6 protein-coding genes are annotated in these 5076 nt (G+C 46.8%); all 6 read right to left on the bottom strand.

The window, feature by feature from the left end:
• On the bottom strand, positions 1–539 hold a 539-nt coding region (locus tag RMO35_RS11055; RefSeq protein WP_396135650.1), incomplete at its 3' end, for an arsenic resistance protein.
• Positions 536–1177, bottom strand: coding sequence for an arsenical resistance protein ArsH (gene arsH, locus RMO35_RS11050; RefSeq protein ID WP_309741172.1), 642 nt, complete (start codon positions 1175–1177; stop codon positions 536–538). The genes RMO35_RS11055 and arsH, both read right to left, overlap by 4 nt.
• Positions 1178–1344: 167 nt before the next feature.
• Positions 1345–1803 (bottom strand): dual specificity protein phosphatase family protein, encoded by a 459-nt coding sequence (locus tag RMO35_RS11045; protein WP_309741169.1) that lies wholly within the window; start codon positions 1801–1803, stop codon positions 1345–1347.
• Positions 1804–1872: 69 nt separating this feature from the next.
• The gene (locus tag RMO35_RS11040) at positions 1873–2337 is read right to left on the bottom strand and encodes a dual specificity protein phosphatase family protein (RefSeq protein ID WP_309741166.1); all 465 of its coding nucleotides are present in this window, start codon (positions 2335–2337) and stop codon (positions 1873–1875) included.
• Between the two features lie 75 nt (positions 2338–2412).
• Positions 2413–3474 carry a PstS family phosphate ABC transporter substrate-binding protein gene (locus tag RMO35_RS11035; RefSeq protein ID WP_309741164.1) on the bottom strand — a complete coding sequence of 354 codons (1062 nt, stop codon included), beginning with the start codon at positions 3472–3474 and terminating at the stop codon, positions 2413–2415.
• A gap of 49 nt (positions 3475–3523) precedes the next feature.
• Positions 3524–4786, bottom strand: a complete 1263-nt coding sequence (gene arsJ / locus RMO35_RS11030; protein WP_309741161.1) for an organoarsenical effux MFS transporter ArsJ — start codon at positions 4784–4786, stop codon at positions 3524–3526.
• Positions 4787–5076 lie beyond the last annotated feature (290 nt).

Raw genomic sequence — 5076 nt, 5'->3', positions numbered from 1 at the left:
CCAGTACTTTTTAGCCCAAACATTGGCGGCAATACAGTCAAAAAGAACCAAGCATAAGGACTGTAAAAAATCACCTGAAAGATACTATTAAAAGCCACTAATCCGGCTGTATATTCGGTATTCCCCTGGGCGAGATCGCTCCAGACAATTACCATTGCAATACACCGCGCTAACCCGATTAGAATCAGTCCCACCATGTATTCGGGATAATCGCGCAAAAACACGATCGCCAGCAAAAACATCAAAACTGGGCCGATAATCCAGTTTTGAATCAGCGAGATTGCTAAAACATTACCATTGCGAAAAACATCGCTGAGTTCTTCATAACGTACTTTCGCAAGTGGTGGATACATCATCAAAATCAGCCCGATCGCGATCGGAATATTGGTAGCACCGACCTGGAATTGATTAATGACAGCATCGACTGCTGGATAGAAGTAGCCGATGCTGACACCGATTGCCATTGCGAGAAAAATCCACAGTGTCAGGAATCGATCTAGAAATGACAGTTTTTTTGGTGGTGATGCGGTAGAAGTCATGATACCTGTTGAGATTGAATTTCGAGGGCACGAGCGGCGGCTTGGCGTTCGCTATGGCGATCGGTCAAATCGTCAACATGCTCTCGTAATAGCAGCGTAAACTTGTAGAGTTCTTCCATCACATCGATTACGCGATCGCGATAATCCGAATCTTTCATCGTCCCATCTTCGTGAAACTCTTGATATGCCTTGGCTACGGATGATTGATTGGGAATCGTAAACATCCGCATCCATCGCCCCAATAGTCGCAGCGTATTCACAGCATTAAAAGACTGCGAACCCCCGCTCACCTGCATAACAGCTAATGTCCGTCCTTGAGTCGGTCGCACAGCCCCAATGGTAAGCGGAATCCAATCGAGCTGATTTTTCATAATTCCCGTAATTTGCCCGTGCAGCTCTGGACTAGACCAAACTTGTCCTTCCGACCACAGGCTCAACTCGCGTAACTCCCGTACTTTCGGGTGAGTATCGGGAACGCTGCCATAAATGGGCAAATCACGCGGGTCAAAGAACTTTACCTCTGCGCCCAACCCTTGAATGATGCGGGCACCTTCTTCCGCCACCAAGCGGCTGTAGGATCGATCGCGCAATGAGCCATATAAAAATAAGATTCTGGGAGGATGGTCGAAATTCTTCATCGGATCGGGCAATTTTTTAACTACAAAGCTGGTGAGGATACTTTAAAAATGGCTGCTTATGTCGATACGGCTCGGTTAGTCAGCGACTGAAGTCGCCGCTGGTGATGCAAAGTCTGCCTCCGCAGACTAAAACCTACCCAGATATCGATCTAACCAAGCCGTATTGCTTATGCTCCTGCCAAAGAGCGCAAAAATTCAGTTTGGGCTGCTCGGAGTTCGACTTGAGGATTTGCCAAATTTATTGTTTGCATTGCTAAATCATATGACGAACCGACATGAATCAGATAAGCAGCCAGCATCGTCCCAGTTCGCCGCAATCCATTGGAGCAATGGACGGCAACAGTCAAGCCTTGAAGCTGTTGTTCGTCAATAAAGCGGGCTAACTCCTGAATCTGGTCGCGACCGGGTGGTGTGCCGCCGCGAACGGGCAACCACCGAAACGGAATTCCTAGCTGCTCATACATGTCCAGATTAGAAGGGTCATCAAGAACGGAGACAATTGCCCCAATTCCTAATGCTTGTAAATCCTTCAATTCTTCAATTGTTGGCTTGCGAACACCTGCCAATTTACCAGGAATTACCCACCATAAGTTTTTGACAATTGGCTCGATCGATTGCGGTTCCATCAGTTTGAACTTCTATATGACTTTAATCCGAGTCGCTCGATTTAAACTTACCGTTATTAGCAGTGTCTTTTAACTATTTTCCGCTGAGAGCGAACGTAAAAAGACTGTCTGAGCTAGTTCTAGCACTGCCTGTGAATTTGCATTTGAGATCGCTTCGATCGCATCTTCAGCAGACGCACCATTTAAAATCATGTATGCAGCTAGCATCGTCCCCGTTCGGTGTAAGCCACCCGTGCAATGGACAGCAGTCCCCACACCTTGACGATGATATCGCTCGACAAAATCGATTAATTCTGCCACTTGCGATCGACTCGGCGAACTAGCAATCTGAATCGGCAGCCATAAGTGAGGAATATTTTCCCGATCGTATAATTCCAGATTAGATCGATCGTGCATTACTGAGACGATCGCCCCAATTCCCTCTGTTTGTAACTCTTTCAATTCCTCTGCCGTTGGCTTCCGCACTCCTGCTAGTTTTCCAGGAATTACCCACCACAAGTTCTCGACAATTGGTTCGATCGATCGCTGCTCCATTGGTCTTAATTTCTACAGGTGACAGGATGAGCGATTCTCTTGTAAGAGAACCGCCCTAAATCTCTAAATTAACAACTAATAAACTGGTTTTTTTGGCAATAAATCTGAAATCTTGGAATTGATTCTAGCTTTACCAGAAAATACCGTGCCTGTCTTACCGCGATTAAAGTTAATGAAGTTAATATCTCTAACTTTGTCTGGCAAAGCCACGTACCCAACCGAATCAGCTACTGTCGAGACTTTATTAATATATAGTCTGACAAATTTACCTAGTACCTGGCGATTAGTACTAGAGCGGAGATTTACATAAATAAACAGCGGTCTAGAGAGTGGCTGATATTGATTTTTTTCTACGGTTTGAGTTGATGGTAAGATTGCCCCTTTGCCGTTGTCAACTGCTAATAGTTTCAACTTACTTTGGTTTTCTTGGTAATAGGCATAACCAAAATAACCTAGAGCATTGGGATCTTTACTAATTCCGTCTACCAAGGCTTCGTCATCTTCACTGGCGGTATAGTCTTTACGAGTAGCTTTGGATTTTCCGACGATCGCTTCATTAAAATAATCGAAAGTACCAGACTTTTCACCTGCCCCAAATAGTTTAATGGGTCGATCGGGCCAAGAGGCTCGTACTTGTTTCCAGCGGAGGATTTTGCCCTGTGCAGCAGGTTCCCACAGCTTTTTCAATTCGGCGACGGTGATATCTTTTGCCCAGTCATTTTGGGGATTGATGGCGATCGTCAACGCGTCAAAAGCGATCGGAAACTCCATGTATCTCACCCCATTTTTCTTGCAAGTTTCCATCTCTGCTAGCAAAATTGGTCGCGAAGCATTACTGATGTCGGTTTTACCAGCGCAGAATTTCTCAAACCCGCCTGTGGTACCGGAGACTTTAACCTCAACCTGCCCTTTATTACTGGGATCTGCTTCAAATAGCCTGACGATCGCCTGAGTAATCGGATACACCGTACTCGAACCATCAATCTTAACTATTGGTGTTGTGGCTTTTCCGGCGTCGCCATCAGTCCCTTGCGCTAGCAATTGGCTGTGGGCGGATGGGCTGGCTGTTGCGGTGGTACTGACTGTTACCGCTAGCATTCCTAAAACTGTTGCGAATTTTTTTACTGTTGCGTTCATCGCGAGCGGTTCCTTGTTGATTCAAAAATATGTACGTTTGTCATTAAAATTAATCGCCGTCGCCAGCTTTCCAGGCGATCGCGTTACTCGGCTGAGGATCGGGTAATTTTAGCGTCACTAGTGCTGCTCCCAATACAAAGAACGCAGATGTCCACAAACAGCCCACCAGCCCGTAAAACTGATAAACTAGCCCCGATAATACCGTCCCTGCCAACCGACCGCCAGAGTTTGCCATATAGTAAAAGCCCACATTCAAAGCCACCTTGTCATCGTCGGTAAAGGCTAATACCAAGTAAGAATGAACTGCTGAGTTAAAAGCAAATACCACCCCGAAAATACAGAGTCCACCGACAATGGCAATATTCGGCGGGACGTTTAATTGGAGGGCAATCGCGATCGCGGCTGGGACTCCCACGAGCGTAAATGTCCAAAACTGGATCGTCTTCGATCCTGGTGGCTGTCCCGATCCAAATCTTTTCAGCAGGGCTGGTGCCGAAAATTGAATGATGCCGTAACCAATCACCCAACAAGCCAAGAAGCCCCCTACCTGAGCGAAAGACCAGTTCAACTGTCCTCGTAAAAAGACTGGCAACCCCACCACAAACCAGACATCTCTGGAGCCAAATAGAAAGAACCGCGCAGCCGAGAGAATATTGATTTCACGGCTCTTCGAGAAGAGCTGGCTAAATTTGACCTTTTTCTTGATTTTGCCCATCCCCTTGGGCAGCAATAGCCCAGAGAACATGATTACAGCCAGTCCACCCGCCATAATCCACAAGGAATAAATAAACCCCACCGAAGTCAGCAAGGCACCACCAAGAAACAAGCCAGCCCCCTTGAGAGCATTCTTGGAACCTGTCAGCACTGCGACCCATTTGAATAGCGATGACTGAGCATCTTGAGGCACTACCAACCGGATCGCACTTTTAGAACTCATCTTGGTCAAGTCCTTGGCAATCCCCGAAAATGCCTGGGCAACCATCACATATGGGACGGCAATCCACTGTGTCCAAGTTGGATCGAGGAAAGACAAAATTACTAGAGAAATTACCTGTAGTCCAATCCCCGTATACAGTGTCACCTTTAATCCAAACTGGGAGCCAATCCAACCGCCAAAAAAGTTGGTGACTACACCGAAGACTTCGTAGAACAGGAACAGGGAAGCGATTTGGATGGGGGTGTAGCCAATGTTGTAAAAGTACAGCAGCACCAGCATTCGCAGGGCACCATCGGTGATGGTGAAGCCCCAGTAGGCCAATGTTACTAGTACATAGTTCTTGAAGTTGGCACTGGAAGCTGTAGTAGAATCCATGACTGCACAAGTAAAGAATAAGGGGACAATTTAATACTGAATGTGAGTTTCTCCTGTAGGAGCAGCTGTGCCTACGGCAGGCTACGCCAACGCCAATGGGCTGAGGATTTCCATGCGGTCATTCCTAGCTCCGTTTGGCACCACCTGGGGATGAATCCCCAGGCTAACAGCTCAAGTCCACTGAAGTGGACTAAAGAATCTGGCAGTCCACTTCAGTGGACTTGAGGCAAACTTGTCTAGTCACGGTCTGCACTGTGCAAATACATTTTTGCTGGCCATCAGTAACAGGA

The organism is Chamaesiphon sp. OTE_20_metabat_361 (genome assembly GCF_031364565.1).
This window is presented reverse-complemented; position numbering and strand designations above follow the sequence as displayed.

Bases quoted from the DNA above. Each gene is read 5' to 3' on its own strand.
- arsJ (WP_309741161.1), bottom strand. From the start codon at position 4,786: ATGGATTCTACTACAGCTTCCAGTGCCAACTTCAAGAACTATGTACTA.
- RMO35_RS11040 (WP_309741166.1), bottom strand. From the start codon at position 2,337: ATGGAGCAGCGATCGATCGAACCAATTGTCGAGAACTTGTGGTGGGTA.
- RMO35_RS11035 (WP_309741164.1), bottom strand. From the start codon at position 3,474: ATGAACGCAACAGTAAAAAAATTCGCAACAGTTTTAGGAATGCTAGCG.
- RMO35_RS11045 (WP_309741169.1), bottom strand. From the start codon at position 1,803: ATGGAACCGCAATCGATCGAGCCAATTGTCAAAAACTTATGGTGGGTA.
- arsH (WP_309741172.1), bottom strand. From the start codon at position 1,177: ATGAAGAATTTCGACCATCCTCCCAGAATCTTATTTTTATATGGCTCA.